Below are 20,545 nucleotides of genomic sequence, written 5' to 3'. Positions count from 1 at the left end.
ATTCTATTCTCCAAAAAACGCAAGGCATTTTTGTCTTGCGTTTTTTTATGGTATCCTGTCTTATTATTGCGAGGCGTCCTTTTCTTATGGAGGAAAAGAAAACGCTTGCCAATTATTTTTTAGTATCATTTAAGAAAATTATCACAGGAAGATGTATGAAAAAAGCATTTACGCTCATTGAATTGTTAGTAGTTGTGTTAATTATCGGCATTTTGTCTGCGATTGCCTTGCCGCAGTATGAAAAGGCAGTCATGCGCAGTCGGTTTGCAACATTGAAAGCAGCTACAGACGCCTTGTATCAGGCAGAAAAAATATATTTTATGGCCAATGGAACCTATACCAACGATATGACGGCTTTAGACATGCTTCCCAGCGGTTGCACTCTAAATCAGAGTAAGAATCAGTGTTCCTATCCATGGGGATATTGCCGAGCAGAGATTGGTACGAGTTATGGTCGTGTACATTGTGAAAATACGCAAACGTTACAGAATGGATATGTACATTACTTTGTGGGAAGTTTTCCGGAGACAGTCTGTTGGGCTTTTACGGAGAATTCAACGGACAAATATAATCAATTGTGCAAAACGGAAGGGGTGTATATAGGAAATGGGACGTGTACAAAAGATTTCTGTCGGATGTATAGGATGTAAAGACTTATAGAAAATATATCATCTTCGATCCTATAATTGCGTATTATTAATTTTTCTCCCCTAAAACATCCCCTGCATTTTTGGCGGATTTTTTTTATAATATAAGTATCCCCTGTTGCGAGAGGAGATTTGTCATGCGTATGGGGCCGTTTAACGCACAAGATACTGTTGCCATTACTACCCTTGGTTTAGAATTTGCCACTGCGGTGGCACTAGGCACAGCGGGCGGCTTTTGGGCCGATAAACATTGGCAGACTACTCCGTGGGGGATTTTAGCAGGAGTGCTACTGGGCTTTGCGCTGGGGATGTATATCGTCATCAAAGAAGCGCGCCGCCTAGCCACACAAGACAAACGGAAAGGATCTTAATACATGGAAGTATCTCAAACGATTGCGCATCATATTTTGGACCACGATTTTGGGGTCATGTTAGGTACGATTCATCTACCTTTGACGGCGCATACTGTTACCATGTTTTGCATTAGTATCATCCTTTTGCTAACGGGATGGTTGTTGTCCCGCCAGGGGAAGAGCGTGTTTGCCCGCCTAATGCGTACCGCTGGGGAAGAGTATGTGGGTTTTATGCGCGACGGTATTGTCATCCCCGGTATGGGCGTGGAAGGGAAAACCTTTTTGTCTTACTTTTGCACACTTTTCCTGTTTATTTTATTTTCTAATTTAGCCGGCTTAATTCCGGAAGTCAAAACCATTACTTCTAACATTTCGGTAACGGGAGGACTGGCCCTTTGTTCCGGCGCGTTAATTGTATATTGCGGTATTAAATTTCACGGGCCGGTCGGTTTTATTAAAACCTTTGTCCCCGGCGGGACACCGTGGTGGCTCGTGCCGCTTATTTTCCCGCTGGAAGTAATCAGCTTACTCATTCGTGTTTGCGTGTTGGCTATTCGTTTGTTTGCCAATATGCTTTCGGGGCATATGGTGTTGCTTAGCTTATTGTTAATCGTTTTTATCATCGGACAAATGAGCAAAATAGCCGGCGTCGGCTCGGCCATCCCTGCGATGGGCCTTGAGATTTTTATGACGTTTTTGGAATTGTTGGTAGCATTTTTACAGGCGTATGTATTTACGCTACTGACGTCAATTTATGTTGGACTTGTGATTCATTCGCATTAATTTACGCGGGAAACCGCAAAAGGAGAGAAACGTATGGAACTTACTGCATTGAAATTTATCGCGGCCGGTATCGGAGCCGGACTAACGGTAATCGGAGCCGGATTGGGACTGGGTAAAATCGGTACTGCGGCCTTGGAAGGAACGGCCCGTCAACCGGAAGCCGGTAACAGCATCCGCACGACCATGATTATTATCGCCGCTTTGTTGGAAGGGGCCGCGATGTTGGGTCTGGTCATTTGTTTATTAACCATGGTCATGTAATTGCCCAATAGGCAGGGGATATGGATCAATTATTAAATCCAGATTTTGGGGTTTTGGCGCTAACAGTTGTCAATTTTTTGCTACTGGTGTGGTTATTGCATAAGCTGGCATGGAAAGGCCTGATAGCGGCTTTGGATCGCCGTGAAAAGCAAATTGCGGATAATCAAACGGCGGCGGCTCAGGCACGTGCGGAAGCTGAGCAACTCAAACAAGCCCTAGATGAAAAGTTGCAACATATTTCGCAGCAAGCCGCTCAAAAAATCCAAGAAGCGGTGGCCATCGGCAACACTCAAAAAGAGCAATTATTGGCGCAAACGCAAGAACAAGCGGCGCATTTATTAGCTCAGGCAAAAGAACAGATAGAAGCGGAAAAGGAAAAAGCGTTGAAAGAGGCGCGTACCCAGATTGCCCGCACGGCATTACTGGCAGCGCAACGTTTGACGCAACAACAACTCAATGCTTCTGCTTCGGAGCAACTGGTGGAGCAAGTATTAAACGATATTAGCTCCCGCGTATAAAGATATGAAAAGTACAGACCGCATTTTAGCTCGTCGTTATGCCCGCGCATTGGATGCACTAAGTCCTGATGCAGAACAGGCGGCTTTCGTGTGTAAAAATTTGGCACAAGCCGCTGCGCTACTGGAGCGTGCTGCCGGTTATATGCAGGATCCGTCGGTTCCATTGAAACAGAAAAAAGAATTTGTTTCAGAGGTAGTAACGGAGCGGATAGCGGCGCAGTTTATTGAGACGTTGCTGGAGGCGAAGCGATATTATTTATTAGCGGCCTGTGTGTCGCAAACCCAGCAACTATTAGACGAGCGCATGGGTGTAATGCGGGCCCATGTGGAAACAGCCTTTGAACTAAGCAAAGCCCAACAAGAGCGGGTGGAACAGACGTTAGGAAAATTCACCGGCAAAACAATTCAAGGCCAATTTGCCGTCAAACCGGAACTTTTAGGTGGTTTGCGGGTGCGTATGGGAGATACGTTGTTAGACGGTTCTGTACAGGGACGTTTTGAAAAATTGCAAGAAGAATTAACCAGATAATTACGGTGCGATTATGGCGATAAGACCGGAAGAAATAACCAATATTATTGAAGAAAAAATAAAAAATTTTGATACACGGGCAGATCTGAGTGAAGTAGGTACTGTCATTCAGGTGGGTGACGGTATTGCGCGTGTGTACGGGCTCAAAGAGGTGAAAGCATCTGAGCTGGTGGATTTTGGCCACGGCATTAAAGGCATGGCCATGAACCTGGAATATGATAACGTCGGCTGCGTATTAATGGGGCCGGACGATCAGGTACAAGAGGGTGCTACCGTGAAACGCACCGGGGAAGTTATCAGCATCCCGGTAGGCGAACAAATCATCGGACGGGTAGTAGATCCGTTAGGGCGTCCGTTAGACGGTAAAGGAGAAATCCCGTCAGAAAAAAATATGCCGCTGGATATTGTTGCTCCGGGTATCGTAGAGCGCCAACCGGTAAAACAACCTTTGCAAACCGGCTTGAAGGCGGTAGATGCCTTGGTGCCTATTGGTAAAGGACAGCGCGAACTAATCATCGGAGACCGTCAAACCGGTAAAACAGCTATTGCTATTGATGCTATTATCAACCAAAAGAATTTGCCAAAAGAGCAACGTTGTTTATGTATTTACGTTGCTGTCGGACAGAAAAACAGTACCGTTGCACAAGTGGTGAAAACCTTGCAAGATTTCGGAGCGATGGAATATACCACCGTGGTAGCTGCTACGGCGGCAGATCCGGCTTCTCTCTTATACATTGCTCCCTATGCCGGATGTGCAATCGGGGAATATTTTATGTGGAAAGGCAAAGATGTGCTGATTGTGTATGATGATTTGTCTAAACATGCACAGGCGTATCGTCAAATGTCTTTGCTGCTGCGCCGTCCTCCCGGCCGCGAAGCATACCCCGGAGACGTCTTTTATTTGCATTCCCGCCTGTTAGAACGTGCGTGCAAATTATCGCAAGAAAACGGCGGCGGCTCCTTGACGGCACTGCCTATTATTGAAACGCAGGCCAATGACGTTTCTGCCTATATTCCGACTAACGTAATTTCTATTACGGACGGACAAATTTATTTGGAAAGCAGTTTGTTTTTAAGCGGTACCAAACCGGCTATTAATGTGGGGTTATCTGTTTCCCGCGTGGGCGGTTCGGCTCAACGCAAAACCATGCGCAAAGTGGCAGGTACATTGCGCGTAGATATGTCACAATATCAAGAGCTGGCCGGGTTTGCGCAGTTTGGTTCTGAACTAGACAAAGAATCCCAACGCCAAATCGAACGCGGCAAACGCATGAGCGAACTGCTAAAGCAAGACCAATATCAACCCATGCGTCTAAGTCAGCAAATCTTGGTATTGTATGCAGGCGTGCACGGATATACCGATAGTGTGGCAGTTGAAAATGTCCGTGCATATGAAAAACAACTGTTAGCATGGGCAGACGCACAACAGAAAGAGCTCATGGACGCACTGGATACAGCAAGCGAATTGACCGATGATTTAACGGTTCAAATAGATGATGCGTTGACAAAGTTCCAAGAAATTTTCAAAGGCAATAAATAGGAGATATTTATGGATAAGAAAAAATATTTAGTAACCGGCGGTGCTGGCTTTATCGGCAGTAATATTGCCAAAACTTTGGAGGCACAAGGCCACGAAGTAACCGTAGTGGACGATTTTAAGCACAATGGCCATTTCAAAAATTTAATTGGTTTTAAGGGCGATGTGTACGGAATTAATTTGTTTGAAGAATTGCCGGAGCCGGATTATTATGACGGTATTTTCCACGAGGCAGCTATTACCGATACTACCGTGATGGACCAACTCGAAATGATGCGCCAGAATGTAGAGGCATTTCGCAATATTTTGAATTATGCGGCTGAAAATGAAATCCGCAAAGTAGTTTATGCTTCCTCTGCCGCCACCTATGGTAACGGAGCGGTGCCGATGAAAGAAACGCAACCGACCCATCCGGAAAATGTGTATGGTTTTTCGAAAGTCATTGATGATAATTTGGCACGCAAATTTTCGCAAGACCACCAAGATATGAAGATCATCGGTTTGCGTTATTTTAATGTGTTTGGCCCGGGGGAATATTACAAGGGCAAAATGGCCAGCATGGTGTATCAGTTGTATAAACAAATGAAAGAAGGCAAACGCCCGCGCGTGTTTAAAAACGGCGAACAAATGCGTGATTTTGTGTACGTAAAAGATATTGTCAAAGCCAATTTATGCGCCATGAAAAACGGCAAAGAAACTTGTGTACTCAATGCTGCCACGGGGATTGCCCGCAGTTATAATGACATTATTAATTGCTTAAATCATGAACTGGGTACGAATTTGGAACCGGAATATATCGATAATCCGTATCCGTTCTTCCAAAACAAAACAGAAGCCGATATGAGTCTTGCCAAAGAGAAAACAGGCTATACGCCCGACTTTACTCTAGAAGCAGCCATCGCAGATTATGTGGCTATTTTGGAAGGTAAAAAAGAAAATTAAGGATTGTTATGGAATCGTTGCGCGATATACGCCAAAATATCAAGGCCATTCGCTCTACCCAGCAAATCATGCAAACCATGAAGATGATTTCCAGCGCGCGCATTCGTAAAGCGCAACAAGCGATGGAACAGGCTCGTCCGTTTGCTAAAAAAATGCTGGAGATGGTGGGGGATTTGAAACAAGAAGTACTGGCGTTACCGGAGCAGGAAGACGTGAAAGAGAGTTGGGCTTCTCGTTTGTTAGTCAACAAAACCGCAGATCCCAACAGATTGGGCTTAATCGTTATTACCGGTGACAAAGGACTGGCAGGTTCTTTTAACGCGGTGATTTTACGCGCGGCGGTTGCCTTCTTAAAAGAACATCAAGAACAAGATGTTTTTGTGTTTTGTATCGGTAAAAAAGGCAAAGATTTTATCAGTCGTTTCCGACGGGAAAATATCCATATTGTCTATAGTAGCGTAGGGATTTTTCCAAAGGTTACTTATGCCCATGCGGAGTTATTGGGAGAGGCTGTTTTGAAAGAGTATTTTGAACAGAATTTGTCTTCCGTAACTTTGCTGTACAATGATTTCAAATCGATGGGAAGCCAACAGCTGGTGCAGTCAACGATGTTGCCTTTTGCTGCTTGGCCGATGGTACAGGAAAAAGAGGATCAAACGGAATTTTTATTTGAGCCCAGTATTAAGGAAATATTCCACGCATTAGTTCCTCGCCTGATAAAAGCAAATATGTATCGTATCTTGCTGGAGAGCCAAGCTGCCAACTTGGCGGCCACCATGAATGCCATGGACGCGGCCAGCAAGAACGCCGGAGAATTGGCCGAAGCGTTGGGTGTAAAACTCAACAAAGTACGTCAAGCCGGCATTACCAATGAAATTTTGGACATCGTGAACGGGGCCGAAGCCTTGAACGGTTAATTTTGAAGCGGAGAATAAATTATGAATACCGGAAAAGTCAGCCAAGTAATTGGAGCTGCCGTAGATATACAATTTGACGGTGGAGAACTGCCGGCGATTGAAATGCTATTGAAATTCAATTGTCTGAAAAGCAAGTCATTGTGGCCGAAGTTGCCCAGCAATTAGGGGACGGTATGGTGCGTTGTGTGGCCTTGGAGAGCACGGACGGTTTGCAACGGGGAGCACAAGCGCGCGATACGGGCGGTCCGTTGCAAGTTCCGGTAGGCGAGGGTTGCTTAGGCAGACTGATGAATGTATTGGGCAAACCGCAGGATCACCGTGGCGAAATTAAAGCCGTCAAAAAAATGCCGATTCACCGTAATCCGCCTTCTTTGCAAGATCAAAATCCTACTCCGGAACTTTTTGAAACAGGTATTAAAGTGGTAGATTTAATTGCTCCGTATATGAAGGGCGGAAAGGTAGGACTGTTCGGCGGAGCCGGTGTAGGCAAAACGGTGCTGATTATGGAATTGATTAACAACGTGGCACGTGAACACCACGGCAGTTCTGTTTTTGGCGGGGTGGGCGAACGAAGCCGCGAGGGAAACGATTTGTGGGGTGAATTGCAAGAAACTAAACTTAGCGACGGAAGCACTGTATTAGATAAAACTGTACTTGTGTATGGGCAAATGAATGAACCTCCCGGCTCTCGTGCTAAAGTGGCCTTGACGGCTTTGACGCAAGCAGAATATTTCCGCGATGAAAAAGGACAAGACGTATTATTGTTCTTGGATAATATTTTCCGTTTTGTGTTGGCAAATTCCGAAGTATCTGCCTTGCTGGGGCGTATGCCTTCAGCCGTAGGGTATCAGCCCACTTTAAATACCGAAATCGGTAATTTACAGGAGCGTATCACCTCTACCAAAAAAGGTGCTATTACATCCATTCAGGCCGTGTATGTGCCGGCCGATGACTTGACCGACCCCGGTGTAGCGGCTACCTTCTCTCACTTGGACGCTACTTCTGTATTGTCGCGTTCGCTGGCTAGTTTAGGTATTTATCCGGCCGTAGATCCTTTGGAATCTACCTCCCGCATTTTAGATCCGCGGGTCATCGGGGAAGAGCACTATCACGTGGCACAGGAAGTGCGTCGTATTTTGCAGAAATACAAAGACTTGCAAGATATTATTGCCATCTTGGGTATGGACGAATTGTCCGATGAAGACAAAAATACCGTTAACCGCGCCAGAAAAATTCAAAAGTTTTTATCCCAGCCGTTTGCGGTGGGTGAGCAATTTACAGGCCGTCCCGGAAAATATGTTAAATTGGCCGATACAATCGCTTCTTTCAAAGGGATTGTGGAAGGGAAATACGATCATATTCCGGAGTCCTGTTTCTTTATGTGCGGCGGCATAGAAGATGTGCTCGCCAATTACGAAAAAATCAAGGATAAAGACGAATAAGTATGCCCAAAACCTTTACGCTTAATTTAATTACTCCGCAAAAACAGTTGCTCAAGGACTTGCCGATACAGTCTGTTGTATTGCCTACTTTATCGGGAGAAATGGGAGTATTGCCGGGGCATATTCCCATGGTGGTGCAACTGGGATTTGGTTCTTTGCGTTACAAAGAAAACGATACGGAAAACGAATTTGCCGTCTTGGGCGGCTTTGCGGAAATTATGCGTGAAGAAGTTAATATATTTGCGGAAGGGGCCGATTTGGTAGACGAGATAGATGAGGAAGAAGAAAAACAAAAAATCAAACGTGCCAAAGAATCTCTTTCCCGCAAAGATGCGGATATTGATTTTGAATTGGCGGAGTTGGAAATCAAACAGGCTTTGGCCCGTATGAAAGTAAAACACCGTCACTTAGGTTAAAATTAACAAGGAGAAATTATGCGAAATGTCAGCAATGAAGCAAAAGCAGTAATAGGATTAATATGGGTGGTGATTTTCGGGTTCTTTCTGGTCATCGCCTTGGGTTCTTATTTCACGGTACCGGCGGGCAGCGTAGCAGTCAAGTTGCGCTTCGGTAAAATAGTGGACTCTTATACGGAAGGTATCCATACCAAAATTCCGTTTGTGGACCAAGTGGAAAAATTCTCCGTGCGTATTAAAAAAGATTCTTTCCAAACAGAAGCTTTTTCAAAAGACTTGCAGACGGTGAAATTAACCTTGGCTATTAACCACCGCATTCTGCCCGATACGATTATTTCTATTTATCGCAACTTAGGCCCGGATTATACCAACACGGTGTTACGTCCTATGGTGGAAGAATGGACTAAAGCCGTACTAGCAAAATATTCCGCCGAAGCAGTAATTTCTAACCGGGTACAAGTGGCGCAGGAACTAGATGAAATTTTGAAGTCTAAAATGAACGAAAAACAAGTGATTGTATCGGACATCGCCATTACGGACTTTGATTTTTCTCCGCAATTTTTGAAAGCCGTAGAAGAGAAACAAATTGCCGAACAAGAAGCCAAACGTGCGACCAATTTAGTGGAAAAAGTGAAAAAAGAAGCCGAGCAGAAAATCTTGCAGGCAGAAGCCGAAGCCAAATCGTTGCGTTTGCAACGCGAAGTGGTATCCGACAACTTGATTAAACTGCGCCAAGTGGAAGCACAACTGAAAGCCATTGAGAAATGGGATGGCCGCATGCCGACGTATATGGCTGGCGGCGAAATGCCCTTTGTCATGGTAAAATAAATTCATGAAAACCTTGTTAAGATGCATGGTAGCGGCGGCTGTTATCGGGGCCATTGTGTACGGGGTGTTATATAAAAGCCCCCAACGCAAAGCCTTTGAGGCTGCATTGGCTCAAGCCCGTCAAGGGCAAGCCGCCGCACAAATGCAAGTGGCACAAGCCTATTTGGCAGGAGAAGTAATCACTCCGGACGTGTCGCAAGCGGTGGCATGGTATCAAAAAGCGGCCGCACAGGGAGATGGCGCGGCTGCCTATGAGCTGGCGCAGCTCTATTTAACAGGGGAAAAACTGGAGCGGGATATAGATTCCGGCGTTTCTTATTTGAAGTTGGCGGCGGCAAAAAATTATGCACCGACCCAGTATGCTTTGGGGCGTCTATATCAAACAGGTACCGAAAATCTGCCCGAGCATCTTGGACAAGCGGCTTGGTGGTGGATAAAAGCCAGTGCCCAAAACGATCCGGATGCACAAGCTGCTTTAGAGCAATTACAAAGTGAAAATCCGGGACTGGTTGACCGAGTTAAACAATTAGTCGAGTTGGAGCAAAAAGCGCAATCGGAGGTTAATGCAGAAACACTTGTTTTAGCAGAGGCCTATCAGAATGGGGACGCTTTGGAAAAAAATGACGAGCAGGCCGAGGCATGGTACAAAAAACTGGCTGATTCAAATGTGCCGCAAGCGCAATATGCCTTGTATCAGTGGTACATGGTCCCAACTCGATTAGACGAACTAAAAGCCTTGGAATATTTACAGAAAGCGGCCGAAGGGGCCGATGCCCGTGCTCAGTATGAAGTAGGGGACCGTATTTACCAAATGGCCCAAAATCCGGAAGAATATCAAATCGCCTTTCGGTGGTTTGACTTAGCGGCCCAGCAAAATCATGCCGGCGGTTTGTATATGCGCGGAATTATGCAAATGCAGGGCCAAGGTACCGCCAAGAATATTCGGGCGGCTATGTCTTCTTTTAAGCAGGCGGCAGAATTAGGCCATGCGGATGCTCAATATGTGCTGGGGCAATCCTATTACCGCGGTATTGGGGTCAAAGCCAACCGCAATGAAGCACGCCGGTGGTTGCAACAGGCGCGCGACAACGGAAATGAACAAGCGGCGGCCTTACTGACACAAATGCACTAATTTTTTATAACTCACTCAATAGATATCCTCCGATTTAGTCCGGAGGATTTTTTATGTAGAAATGCCGGCATTCCCTTCTAATAATGGAAAAGTCAGGAGGTGTTTGGCGGGGATTGGAAATCTAATCAAAAAAAGTACAGTGAAACCCTTTGGCTATTTTGCTACGATAAACTACTTTACAGTTGCTCTAAATAGCACAAGGGGGAAACATGAAAAAAATAATGTGGTTCGTATTTTTATGCACGTGTGCGCTGAACATCCACGCTAAGCCGCTTATAGTAACCGGCAGTGATCAGCACCGCGGCAAGGAAATCGGCCCTGTAGCGGCTTTTACTGGCCTGTCCGTTAGCGGACAGACCGAGGTAGATTTCCAACAAATTGAAGATGAAAATTACACGGTATCTCTATTCGGGCCGAATAATTTGGTGGATTTAGTAGAGGTAAAGAGTGAAGGGGGTGCTTTGTTTATCCACTATAAGGAACCGGTTGTGGTAGTGGGAGATCACCACTTGCGGGTATTGGTATTAGCCCCTTCTTTGGCGCATATTGAAGTAAAAGAACAGGGAGAGGTCCAAGTGGTAGGCTCGTTGAATGTGACGGAACTGACCATTTGGGCAGACGGAAAGACAGAAGTGGAAATAGATGCTTTGCAAGCCAACACCGTAAAGATTCATACCCAAGGAGATGCCGAGGTGGATGTGGGAGAGTTAACTTGCCAATTTTTACATATAGAAACAGCCGATAAATCTTCCGTAGATGCCCAACGGCTTAGCTGTGAACAGGTGCATGCCTTGGCGCATAACCGCTCCGATATTTCTATTTCCGGTTTAACCGGCAATTCTGTAGTGGCTGAAACCAAACAAGCCGCAGAAATAGAATTAAAGGGAAAAACAGATAGCGCTTCCTTAACTGCCCGTGACCGCAGTGAGGTAAAAGCCAGCACTTTGCAAGCAAATAATGCCGATGTTATGGCGGGCAATTCAGCACATATTGGAGTGCGGGTGGAAGGGACGCTCAATGCACAGACCGAAAAGCGCGGCGTCGTAGAATATCGGGGTTGGCCGCGTGAAATCAATCGTTCCGGTAAGGGGCTTGTGCGTAAAAACAGCTAAGAAAATTTTGTTAAAAGATCCCCCGCTTGTAAAACCAGGCGGGGAATTTTTATGCATATACTTTCTTGTGAAAACTGAATTTACTAAAATATAAGCAGGAGCTTATATGCCGCAATTTTTAGCTGATATTAAAGAAACCGAATTTTTTATAGAAGGTGCCGAAGCCCATCATGTGTCGGGCGTGGCGCGTCATACAGAAGGGGACGAAATCAAAGTGTTTGACGGGAAAGGTAAGCAGTACACCGCCCGTATTACCCGCGTGCAGAAAAATTTTATCCGCGGCGAGCTGATTACACGCTTGGAAATCAAACGCTCTGCTTTAGCGGTAGAGTTATGCTTTGCCCCGACCTCCCGCACTACCTTAGAAGATGTACTGGATAAATGTACGCAACTGGGGGTTTGCTCTTTTCAACCGATTTATACCGCGCGCAGTGAATATGATTTGCTGAAGAAATGGGAACAGAAACAGGAACGTTGGCAGCAAATTATTATATCGGCTTGTAAACAATGTTCCCGTGGAGAAATTCCGGTATTAAAAACTCCGATTGATTTTGAGCAATGCGTGGCCCGGCCGGAAACCCCGTCTTTACTGGCCTATGAAGCCGAAGAAACGCATACTTTATCTTGGGGACTGGAAAAACTGGGTAAGCCGTCCACCTTAAGCATTTATATTGGTCCGGCCGGCGGCTGGACAGATGAAGAAATTATCGTAGCGGCGCAATACGGCGTACTGCCGGTGACACTCGGCCCGCATATTCTGCGAGCTGAGACAGCCTGTATTTCTGCGTGCGCTAAATTATTATGAAATTTTTCCTAAAAACATTCGGTTGCCGTGTCAATCAAGTGGAAAGCCAAGCCATTTTAGAGGCATTTTCCACCCGTGGTTGGACGCCTTGCCCTATGGAAACGGCCGATTTATGTTTGCTCAATACGTGTACCGTTACCCATCAGGCCGATAAGGATGTGGAAAAATTAATCCGCCAAATTTTGCGTCGCAATCCTACCACACGTTTAGTGTTGACAGGTTGCTACGCGGCGGCGCATGCGGCACATATTCGCGAACTTTTTCCGCAGGCCGAACTAATTGGAAAATATGAATTGGGGAAAAAATTGTTTGGAACGGAAGATTTGTGCTGGACGGTGTCCGGCCATGAAGGGCATAGTCGTGCTTTTATTAAAATACAGGACGGATGTGATTGCTTTTGTTCGTATTGTATTGTGCCGTTTGCCAGAAAGGAAAAACGTTCTAAACCCTCGGAAGATGTATTGCAGGAAATTGCTTCTTTGGTACAAAAAGGGTTTGGCGAAATTGTGCTGACCGGTATTAACATCGGTAATTATGTATGTCCAAAAAGCGGCAAAGATTTAGCGGCTTTGTGTGAGGATATCGCCCATATGCCGGGGTATTTCCGTGTGCGTTTCTCTTCTATTGAGTTGCAAACTGTAACGGATGGTGTAATCGGCGCGATGGCTAAGTATCCGGCGCGTTTTTGCAATTATTTGCATTTGCCGCTTCAAAGCGGTTGCGATAAAGTGCTAGCGGAGATGAACCGCCATTACAATACCGCCCAATATGCCCAAAAAGTGGCCAGTCTGCGCGCCCGCGTGCCGGGGGCTAGCGTATTTGCCGATGTAATAGCGGGGTTTCCTACGGAAACAGAGGCAGATTTTCAAATCACTTACGATTTTATCGCACGCCAAAAACTATGTGGCTTGCACGTATTTAGTTATTCACCGCGTCCGGGCACAAAGGCTGCTGCATGGCCGCAACTGGCCCCGGAAGTGATTAAGGCCCGGGCGGAAAAATTGCGTGAATTGGATAAAAAATTGCGTGCTGATTTTGCTGCCTCGCTCGTGGATACCACACAAGAGGTGTTTATAGAGGAGCATAGCGGTCAGGGCATGCACGGAGTCACTTCTAATTTCCAACAAGTTTTCATAGAAAATGCTTCCGAGCAATTGCATGGTTTGATCAAAGTCCGTATCCATAGGACGGAAGGCAATTTATGTATAGGGTGCTTGGCAAAGGATAATGAATAGACCGTCAAATAAAGGAGCCGAAAATGTCTTTATCCAAAAAAACAGACACATGGGTTGAACAACAAATCATTACACCAGAGCAACGGAATAAAATACTTGCTTTTGAATCTCAAAAAAGTAATCGTACTTTTTGGAATACGGCTTTTATTATTGCAAGCAGTCTCATAGGGCTGGGGATTTGTTTATTAATAGCGGCCAATTGGGCGGTTTTACCCGCTTGGCTCAAATTAGTATGTGATTTTGCTATATTTGGCGGTTTTATTTACGGTTTGTATGAGACCACACAAAAGAAAAGAAACGGTTGGAAGGAGTTATTTGCCATTTTGTGCTTTTTAATGGTCGGCGGAACGATTGGTCTAATCGGACAAATATTCCATTTGAACGGCGGATGGCATAATTTTGCTTGTGGTTGGGCTTTGCTTAGTTTACCGTTTATTATATTAACGCGTTCTTCCTTTTTCAATATAGCTTGGCTCGTGATTATTTTAAGCGCATTGCCCTTTGAACGGTTTGAGAAATATATAGAGGTTTTCTTTAAGGAATTAACTTTATGCCAGTTGATTTTGCTGTTGTGTTTTTACGGTTTGTATATGGCAGGGGAGTTATTGCATGAGAAAATAGCGGCCTATACCCAACTATCTAAAAACGCGGCTCGCTTGTGCTTGTGGAGTGCTTACTGTTTGGTATTTTATATCGGTAGTTATTGGGGGCTTTGTAATAAAACTTTATCCTCTCAATTATACGCCCATGCTATTGTGTTTGGGTTTTTGGCTTTTCGTATGTATACAGCTTTGCGGGGAGGGCAAGTGGGGCCTTTTAAGCGCAATGCCATTTTGGTAGAAATCTATATCTTTTTGATTTTTATATCCAATATGGGCGTTTTGTGGACTACCGGTCTGGCCTTTATTGCCGGAGGTTTGCTGGTGCTTGGATTTATTTATGTGCTTCGTCGTACCCTGCGCTATATTAAAAACATGGAGGCATTCCAATGAAAAAGTACCTATTTCTCTGTATGCTTACGCTTCCTTTATTGATTTTAGCCAGTTGGGCGGGTTGGTTGGCTGTCCAACGGGAAAACGGCCGCGAGGTCAAGGTGGTAATCAGCGGATACGACCCGCGAGATTTATTATCGGGGCATTATATTGCCTATACGATTGATTGGGAGCGTACGGATTGCACGCAATTTAACGAACAGGGCGTTTGCCCTAAAAAAGATTTTTGTCAAGAAGCCCGTTGGGGCCGTCAATGCCGTTTTTATATATCGGACGTGCGGGCGAAAGCATTAGACGATTTGTTCCGTTATCACAACCGAGAGTATCTTTTTGAGGTTGTTTATGCTTATTTGTCCGGTCAGTCTCCAATCGCCAAAGAATTATTGATTAACGGGCAAGACTGGGAAACTTTTTTGGATAGTAACAAGCAGTAATAGTTACATGGCAAATTGTATTAGAAACCTTGTAACATGCTGTCTTTTGTTTCGTCAAAAACGGCCACCCTTGACACTTACTTTTTTTTTTTGTACCTTTTTGATTGTAGCCGTTTTAAGTCGTATATGTGTGTTTTTTGGTGCGTTCAACGGCGAATAAATTTAAGGAGTCAAACATTATGAATAAGAAAAGAGGTTTTACACTAATTGAATTGTTAGTTGTTGTACTCATTATCGGTATTTTATCCGCAATTGCTTTGCCGCAATATGAAAAAGCGGTTATGAAAAGCCGTTTTGCAGAAGTTAAGATGATTTCAAAAGCTATTGCTGATGGATATAAATTATGTGTATTAGAAATGGGGCCGGTTTCTGACTGTGCTTCTTCTTCTAATACAGAATTTGTCGATTTTGAAGCACCTGCTCCTTTATTAACGGGGGACGCGTGTTTGAATGATGATATTTTTTGTTTTAATACAAAATATTGGCAATACGGAACAGATGATGGAGTTGAATTTTATGTTACAAGTCTTCCTTCATCAAATATACATATACATGGGAGCATAAATGGAAAAATTCTGAATGATTGTAGCGGAAATGTTAATTTATGTAAAGCACTAGGTTTTACTAATTGCAATAGCAGTTCTTGTACAGAGCCCTAGTCACTTTTGTACACCAGGCATTAATTTGCTATAATATAAATACGAAATTTGAGCAGTAATCTTTTTTAGGCAAGAGTTAAACAAAATGGTAGCCCAAAAAAATTTATGTGTACTCATTCTGGCGGCCGGTAAAGGCACCCGAATGAAGTCTTCTCTCCCAAAACCGTTGCACCCCGTGTGCGGTTTACCGATGCTTGCGTATAGTTTGCAGGCTGCCCAACAATTAAATCCAGATACAATTTGTGTCATAATAGGTCATGAATCTTCTTTGGTAAAAGAAACAGTAACGGCCCAATTGTCCAATTGGGGTATTACCGCTCCGGTAGTATTTGCCGAACAAAAGGAATTAAATGGTTCCGGCGGTGCTGTGCGTGCGGCGTTGCCTTTGTTGCCTAAGTTTGAAGATATTATGGTATTAAATGGGGATGTCCCGTTGATCCGCCCCGAAACCTTACGCCAAATGCATTATGAATTTGAAATGCAGCAATCGGGGGCTTCCGTTTTGTCTATTCAAATGTCTGATCCAACGGGATACGGCCGAATTGTTAGAGATGAAAACGGCAGTTTTAGCCGCATTGTGGAAGAATCGGAAACCGATGAGAAAACCCGTAACATTACGGAAGTCAACGGGGGGATTTATATATTTCATTCCGATATTTTAGTCCCGGCTTTGGAAAAATTAACCCCACAAGGTCCTAAACGAGAATTTTATTTGCCGGACACTTTGCCTTTGATCCATAACTCTCAATACGAGGTACAAGTTTTTCCGTTAGCGGATATACAAGAGTCTTTGGGTGTCAACAGCCGCGCCGAACTGGCGGTAGTGGATGAAATTATGCGCTCCCGGATCAATGAAAAATTGATGGCGGCCGGTGTGCGCCTGATTAATCCAAGTGAAACCTATATTCAGGCCTCGGTCAAAATCGGCCCCGATACTACTATTTATCCAAATTGTTATATAGAAGGGGATACTGTCATTGGCTCTAATTGCTTGTTGGAAAGCAATGTGCTGATTCGCAATTGTCGCGTGGCAGATCATGTAAATATTCGCATGGGTAGTTATTTAGACGACAGCTTGGTGGCTGAAAATTGCGAAGTAGGACCGTATGCCCGTTTGCGCCCGGGGGCCGAACTAAAAACCAAAGCCAAAGTGGGCAATTTTTGCGAAGTGAAAAAATCGGTGATTGGGGTGGGCTCTAAAGTCAATCACTTAACCTATATCGGCGATACCGATATGGGTGAAGGGGTAAATATCGGTGCGGGTACGATTACCTGTAACTATGACGGGCAGAAAAAACACCGCACGATTATCGGAGACCATTGTTTTGTGGGCTCTAATACTAATTTTGTAGCACCGGTAGAAGTAAAACCGTACAGTAAAATCGGCGCCGGTTCCACGATTACCAAAGAAGTACCGGAAGGCTCTTTGGCTATTGCGCGCTCGCGTCAGGTTGTATTAGAAAACAAAGGTGTCAAACATGACTAAACTTGTCAACGGAGATTTGTGTATTTTTTCCGGAAATGCCAACTTGGCATTGGCTCAAAAAATTGCCGGCCATTTAGGTATGGAATTAGGCAAATTACGTGTAGAACGTTTTGCCGACGGAGAAATAGATGTGCAGATTTTGGAATCTGTACGTGCCCATGACTGTTATATCATTCAGCCCACTTGCCCGCCGGTTAATGAAAATTTGATGGAACTTTTGATTATGGTGGATGCTTTTAAGCGTGCCAGTGCCGGGCGGATTAACGTAGTAGTTCCGTATTTCGGCTATGCCCGGGCAGACCGTAAGGTCACCGCACGTGTGCCCATAACCGCCAAGCTAGCCAGTAATTTAATTACTACGGCCGGTGCGGACCGTATTATGACGCTTGATTTGCATGCGGCCCAAATTCAGGGATTTTTTGATATTCCTGTGGACCATATGCGTGCACGCAGTGTATTTTTGGAATATTTCAAAGATTTCAAACGGGAAGATTTAGTGGTAATTTCACCGGATGTGGGCGGAGTAGAACGCGCCCGTAAATTCGCCGCCAGACTGGATGTGGGGCTGGTTATTATTGATAAACGCCGTCCTAAAGCCAATGAGGCAGTGGTTTATAATGTAATCGGTGACGTCAAAGACAAAATTGCCATCATTTTTGATGATATTGTAGATACCGCCGGCACCTTGATTACGGTGGCCAATAAAATCAAAGAACGAGGCGCACGTGAAGTATATGCGGCTTGTTCCCACGGGCTCCTGTCCCGTGATGCGGTAGAAAAAATTAATCAATCAGCTATTAAAAAATTAATCATCACCGATTCCTTACCAATTAGGGATTTGGGCCCCAAAGTGGAAACGCTGTCTGTATCGTATATTTTGGCAGACGCCATTAGACGCAATCACGACGGTCGTTCTATTGGGGATATGTTTAGTTAATTTAATAATTAAGGAGTGAAGTAAAAATGGAAGAAATGAACATTAAAGCCGCTGTCAGAACCGGCTTGGGCGTTAAAGGTGCACTTAGCAAAATCCGCGCCGAAAAGAACGTACCCGCCGTTATTTATGGCGGACATAAAGAACCCGTGAGCATCACGGTTAGCCGCAAAGATTTGGAAAAAATCATGAAAGCGGGTAAAAACACCATCGTAGAAATTGAATTACCGGAAGGTAAAGAACAAGCGTTGGTCAAAGAAGTACAATTCCACGTGGTAACGGATTTGCCGATTCACGCAGACTTTCAACGTGTATCTTTGAAAGACAAGATGAACGTAGTCGTTCCTGTGAAACTCGTTGGCGAATCTGCTGACGTAAAAGCCTATGGCGCCATGGTAGAACACATTATGCGCGAAATCGAAGTACGCGCTTTGGTCAGCAAAATCCCGCATGAAATTGAAGTGGATATGACCCCGATGACCATTAACACCGGTATTGTCGCGGGTGATATTAAATTGCCGGAAGGCGTGGAACTGGTAACCGATCCGCAAGCCCCGGTGGTACACTTGACCATCTTGAAAGATGAAGAACCGGCCGCCGCACCTGCTGCAGCTGCTGATGCCCAACCGGAAAGCTCTTCCACTAAGGGCAAAAAAGATGCAGACGGCAATCTGACCAAGAACGCCGACGCTGCTAAGAAATAACTTTGAGTTATACACTCATTGCCGGACTGGGTAATCCGGGCGCCCAATACGAAAAAACCCGCCATAATGCCGGGTTTAGAGTAGTGGACGCATTGGCCGAGAGATTTGGTGCGGATTTCCAGTCTTGGCAAAATACAGGAGTGTATGCCAAAGTAGTAATCGGCGGACAAGATGTACTTTTGGCTAAGCCGATGACGTATATGAATTTATCGGGTCAGCTCGTTAGCGGGCTGGCCCGGTTTTATAAGATAGCGCCTTCCAACATATTAATTTGTTTTGATGATATGTCTCTAAAACTAGGCGGTATCCGCCTGCGTCCGTCCGGCTCTGCGGGGGGGCAAAAAGGCATGAAGCATATTATTGAACAGCTCGGTACTGACAAAATTGCGCGTCTGCGTGTAGGTATTGGCCCCAAACCGGACTATTTTGATGCAGCTGATTTTGTGCTGGGCAAATTTACCAAAGAAGAAGAACCTGTCTTACAAACCGCGGTTAAAAAAGCCGCTGATGCTATTCAGATTTATCTGCAAGACGGCCTAGAAAAGGCCATGAACCAGTTTAATTAAATCTCTTTTTATCTCTTGTTTTTTGTGGTTGTTTAGACTAAAATATGAAGAAGGTAGTTTATTTTACAACAGGAAAATATATTTATGAAACATTTACTATCTATATTGATTGCAATGAGTATGAGTGTTTTACCTGCGTTAGCGGCCAAGACGGCTGTTCCGACGCTTCAGCGGGTCAACACCAAAGCACCGATGTCTGTTGGTGCGGCCGTGGCAGGTGCGCAAGCTGCGGCTGCTACGGAGCAACCGGCCTCTCCGTTAGATGAGCCGTTTTCGGTGAAACACGCCTATCCGGGTACAAATGTGGCTACGGATCTAGTTGCCTTAGAGATACGATCCCTCAACCACGGAAAAGGTGTGTGTACCGGCACGCGTTTTCATAAACGCTGGATTATTACGGCAGCCCATTGTTTTGATAAGCGCTTTGATACAAAAATAAACCCTAGAATTGTGTTCGGAGCAAAACAGCTTGCCAATGGAGTATGGCAGGTAAGTATTTCAGAGCCGCAACCCGGTGCGCCTACCAATGGTACCTTGTATTTTTATCGTAACGGTTATTCTCAATTTGATGCTTATGCTCATGCGGACGATATTGCCATTATCGGAGTAGATAAAGAAGATAAGGTGATGGCTTTGATAAATAAAAATTTAAAGGAATTAGATGTTGCTACTGCCCAAATGCAGAACGTCAGTGCTATGATGGCAAAAAATAAAGCTCCTTCCTTAGCACAAGCAGAACAAGCTACTTCCGTTCAAGCTGCGGCACGTAAAAAATTGGCTAACACAATAAACGATCAAAAACGTTTTTTACAGTTGCCCTTAAACGCTTATCATTTTATGACATTTAGTCCGGAAAGCGCCCGCTTGGAACTGGCCGGACGAAAAGCAAATGGGTATTGGTTTGAACCGGTGGTAAATGAAGCTACCGAGGAGGTTCTTAACCGTAAACTCCCTGTGAAGTATCCCTTTATCTATCAAGGTGTTCCTAAAAATCAGAGTGTCGTTCAATGGCAAGGAGAAGAACCGGGTGGGATGTCCGGCACGCCGTTTATCATCAATGGTTATATCGTGACTGTAGGTAGTGGAGAAGGAAAAAACCCTTTATTGACCGACGAATTTACAGCCTTCTTGAAACGTTCTATGGGTGCGGACTACAAACAAGGTCTCTGTGTTCGCTCTGTGGCAAACGAAGAATCTATTACGCAGCGGACGCAACCGTAAAGTTTGTATTAAGATATCTAAAAAGCGTGGAGTGATGTGCTCCACGCTTTTTATATGGGATACTAATCTCCCGGCTACGGCGGGGATATTCA

23 protein-coding genes and 1 pseudogene are annotated in these 20,545 nt (G+C 44.8%); all 24 read left to right on the top strand.

From position 1 onward, the window contains the following. Positions 1 to 155 precede the first annotated feature (155 nt). Positions 156 to 650 carry a prepilin-type N-terminal cleavage/methylation domain-containing protein gene (locus IKN49_02185; GenBank protein MBR3631858.1) on the top strand — a complete coding sequence of 165 codons (495 nt, stop codon included), beginning with the start codon at positions 156 to 158 and terminating at the stop codon, positions 648 to 650. A 134-nt stretch (positions 651 to 784) separates the two neighbouring features. Continuing rightward, positions 785 to 1,018: an AtpZ/AtpI family protein gene (locus IKN49_02180; GenBank protein MBR3631857.1), complete on the top strand. Its 234-nt coding sequence runs from the start codon at positions 785 to 787 to the stop codon at positions 1,016 to 1,018. A gap of 3 nt (positions 1,019 to 1,021) precedes the next feature. Further along, a complete protein-coding gene (atpB, locus tag IKN49_02175) occupies positions 1,022 to 1,783 on the top strand; it encodes a F0F1 ATP synthase subunit A (protein MBR3631856.1) in 762 nt (253 codons plus the stop codon). A gap of 33 nt (positions 1,784 to 1,816) precedes the next feature. Next, positions 1,817 to 2,044, top strand: coding sequence for an ATP synthase F0 subunit C (gene atpE, locus IKN49_02170; protein MBR3631855.1), 228 nt, complete (start codon positions 1,817 to 1,819; stop codon positions 2,042 to 2,044). A 20-nt stretch (positions 2,045 to 2,064) separates the two neighbouring features. Further along, the gene (gene atpF / locus IKN49_02165; protein MBR3631854.1) at positions 2,065 to 2,562 is read left to right on the top strand and encodes a F0F1 ATP synthase subunit B; all 498 of its coding nucleotides are present in this window, start codon (positions 2,065 to 2,067) and stop codon (positions 2,560 to 2,562) included. 4 nt (positions 2,563 to 2,566) lie between these two features. Then, a complete protein-coding gene (gene atpH, locus IKN49_02160; GenBank protein ID MBR3631853.1) occupies positions 2,567 to 3,091 on the top strand; it encodes an ATP synthase F1 subunit delta in 525 nt (174 codons plus the stop codon). A gap of 13 nt (positions 3,092 to 3,104) precedes the next feature. Continuing rightward, positions 3,105 to 4,631: a F0F1 ATP synthase subunit alpha gene (gene atpA / locus IKN49_02155; GenBank protein ID MBR3631852.1), complete on the top strand. Its 1,527-nt coding sequence runs from the start codon at positions 3,105 to 3,107 to the stop codon at positions 4,629 to 4,631. A gap of 9 nt (positions 4,632 to 4,640) precedes the next feature. Beyond that, on the top strand, positions 4,641 to 5,570 hold the full coding sequence (gene rfaD, locus IKN49_02150; GenBank protein ID MBR3631851.1) for an ADP-glyceromanno-heptose 6-epimerase: 930 nt from the start codon (positions 4,641 to 4,643) through the stop codon (positions 5,568 to 5,570). An 8-nt stretch (positions 5,571 to 5,578) separates the two neighbouring features. Beyond that, positions 5,579 to 6,487 carry an ATP synthase F1 subunit gamma gene (atpG, locus tag IKN49_02145; protein MBR3631850.1) on the top strand — a complete coding sequence of 303 codons (909 nt, stop codon included), beginning with the start codon at positions 5,579 to 5,581 and terminating at the stop codon, positions 6,485 to 6,487. 21 nt (positions 6,488 to 6,508) lie between these two features. After that, a pseudogene (atpD, locus tag IKN49_02140) lies at positions 6,509 to 7,929 on the top strand (F0F1 ATP synthase subunit beta). A 2-nt stretch (positions 7,930 to 7,931) separates the two neighbouring features. Then, positions 7,932 to 8,345 (top strand): ATP synthase F1 subunit epsilon, encoded by a 414-nt coding sequence (gene atpC, locus IKN49_02135; protein MBR3631849.1) that lies wholly within the window; start codon positions 7,932 to 7,934, stop codon positions 8,343 to 8,345. 18 nt (positions 8,346 to 8,363) lie between these two features. Next, positions 8,364 to 9,173, top strand: coding sequence for a prohibitin family protein (locus tag IKN49_02130; protein ID MBR3631848.1), 810 nt, complete (start codon positions 8,364 to 8,366; stop codon positions 9,171 to 9,173). Positions 9,174 to 9,177: 4 nt separating this feature from the next. Next, positions 9,178 to 10,305 (top strand): sel1 repeat family protein, encoded by a 1,128-nt coding sequence (locus IKN49_02125; GenBank protein MBR3631847.1) that lies wholly within the window; start codon positions 9,178 to 9,180, stop codon positions 10,303 to 10,305. A gap of 209 nt (positions 10,306 to 10,514) precedes the next feature. Beyond that, positions 10,515 to 11,417 (top strand): DUF2807 domain-containing protein, encoded by a 903-nt coding sequence (locus IKN49_02120; GenBank protein MBR3631846.1) that lies wholly within the window; start codon positions 10,515 to 10,517, stop codon positions 11,415 to 11,417. Between the two features lie 106 nt (positions 11,418 to 11,523). Continuing rightward, entirely contained in the window at positions 11,524 to 12,222 is a 699-nt protein-coding gene (locus IKN49_02115) for a 16S rRNA (uracil(1498)-N(3))-methyltransferase (protein ID MBR3631845.1), read from the top strand. Then, entirely contained in the window at positions 12,219 to 13,457 is a 1,239-nt protein-coding gene (mtaB, locus tag IKN49_02110) for a tRNA (N(6)-L-threonylcarbamoyladenosine(37)-C(2))-methylthiotransferase MtaB (GenBank protein ID MBR3631844.1), read from the top strand. Before IKN49_02115 ends, mtaB begins: the two co-directional genes overlap by 4 nt. Positions 13,458 to 13,480: 23 nt before the next feature. After that, positions 13,481 to 14,449: a DUF2157 domain-containing protein gene (locus tag IKN49_02105; GenBank protein MBR3631843.1), complete on the top strand. Its 969-nt coding sequence runs from the start codon at positions 13,481 to 13,483 to the stop codon at positions 14,447 to 14,449. After that, positions 14,446 to 14,883 (top strand): GDYXXLXY domain-containing protein, encoded by a 438-nt coding sequence (locus tag IKN49_02100; GenBank protein ID MBR3631842.1) that lies wholly within the window; start codon positions 14,446 to 14,448, stop codon positions 14,881 to 14,883. Before IKN49_02105 ends, IKN49_02100 begins: the two co-directional genes overlap by 4 nt. Positions 14,884 to 15,062: 179 nt before the next feature. Next, a complete protein-coding gene (locus IKN49_02095; protein MBR3631841.1) occupies positions 15,063 to 15,542 on the top strand; it encodes a prepilin-type N-terminal cleavage/methylation domain-containing protein in 480 nt (159 codons plus the stop codon). Positions 15,543 to 15,627: 85 nt separating this feature from the next. Further along, positions 15,628 to 17,028 carry a bifunctional UDP-N-acetylglucosamine diphosphorylase/glucosamine-1-phosphate N-acetyltransferase GlmU gene (gene glmU, locus IKN49_02090; protein MBR3631840.1) on the top strand — a complete coding sequence of 467 codons (1,401 nt, stop codon included), beginning with the start codon at positions 15,628 to 15,630 and terminating at the stop codon, positions 17,026 to 17,028. After that, on the top strand, positions 17,021 to 17,965 hold the full coding sequence (locus IKN49_02085; GenBank protein ID MBR3631839.1) for a ribose-phosphate pyrophosphokinase: 945 nt from the start codon (positions 17,021 to 17,023) through the stop codon (positions 17,963 to 17,965). Before glmU ends, IKN49_02085 begins: the two co-directional genes overlap by 8 nt. A gap of 26 nt (positions 17,966 to 17,991) precedes the next feature. Further along, positions 17,992 to 18,666, top strand: coding sequence for a 50S ribosomal protein L25 (locus IKN49_02080; protein ID MBR3631838.1), 675 nt, complete (start codon positions 17,992 to 17,994; stop codon positions 18,664 to 18,666). 2 nt (positions 18,667 to 18,668) lie between these two features. Beyond that, positions 18,669 to 19,232: an aminoacyl-tRNA hydrolase gene (locus IKN49_02075; protein ID MBR3631837.1), complete on the top strand. Its 564-nt coding sequence runs from the start codon at positions 18,669 to 18,671 to the stop codon at positions 19,230 to 19,232. A gap of 84 nt (positions 19,233 to 19,316) precedes the next feature. Then, a complete protein-coding gene (locus IKN49_02070) occupies positions 19,317 to 20,453 on the top strand; it encodes a trypsin-like serine protease (protein ID MBR3631836.1) in 1,137 nt (378 codons plus the stop codon). Positions 20,454 to 20,545: the final 92 nt, after the last annotated feature.

Source organism: Elusimicrobiaceae bacterium, assembly GCA_017528825.1.
Taxonomy (GTDB): domain Bacteria; phylum Elusimicrobiota; class Elusimicrobia; order Elusimicrobiales; family Elusimicrobiaceae; genus Avelusimicrobium.
This window is presented reverse-complemented; position numbering and strand designations above follow the sequence as displayed.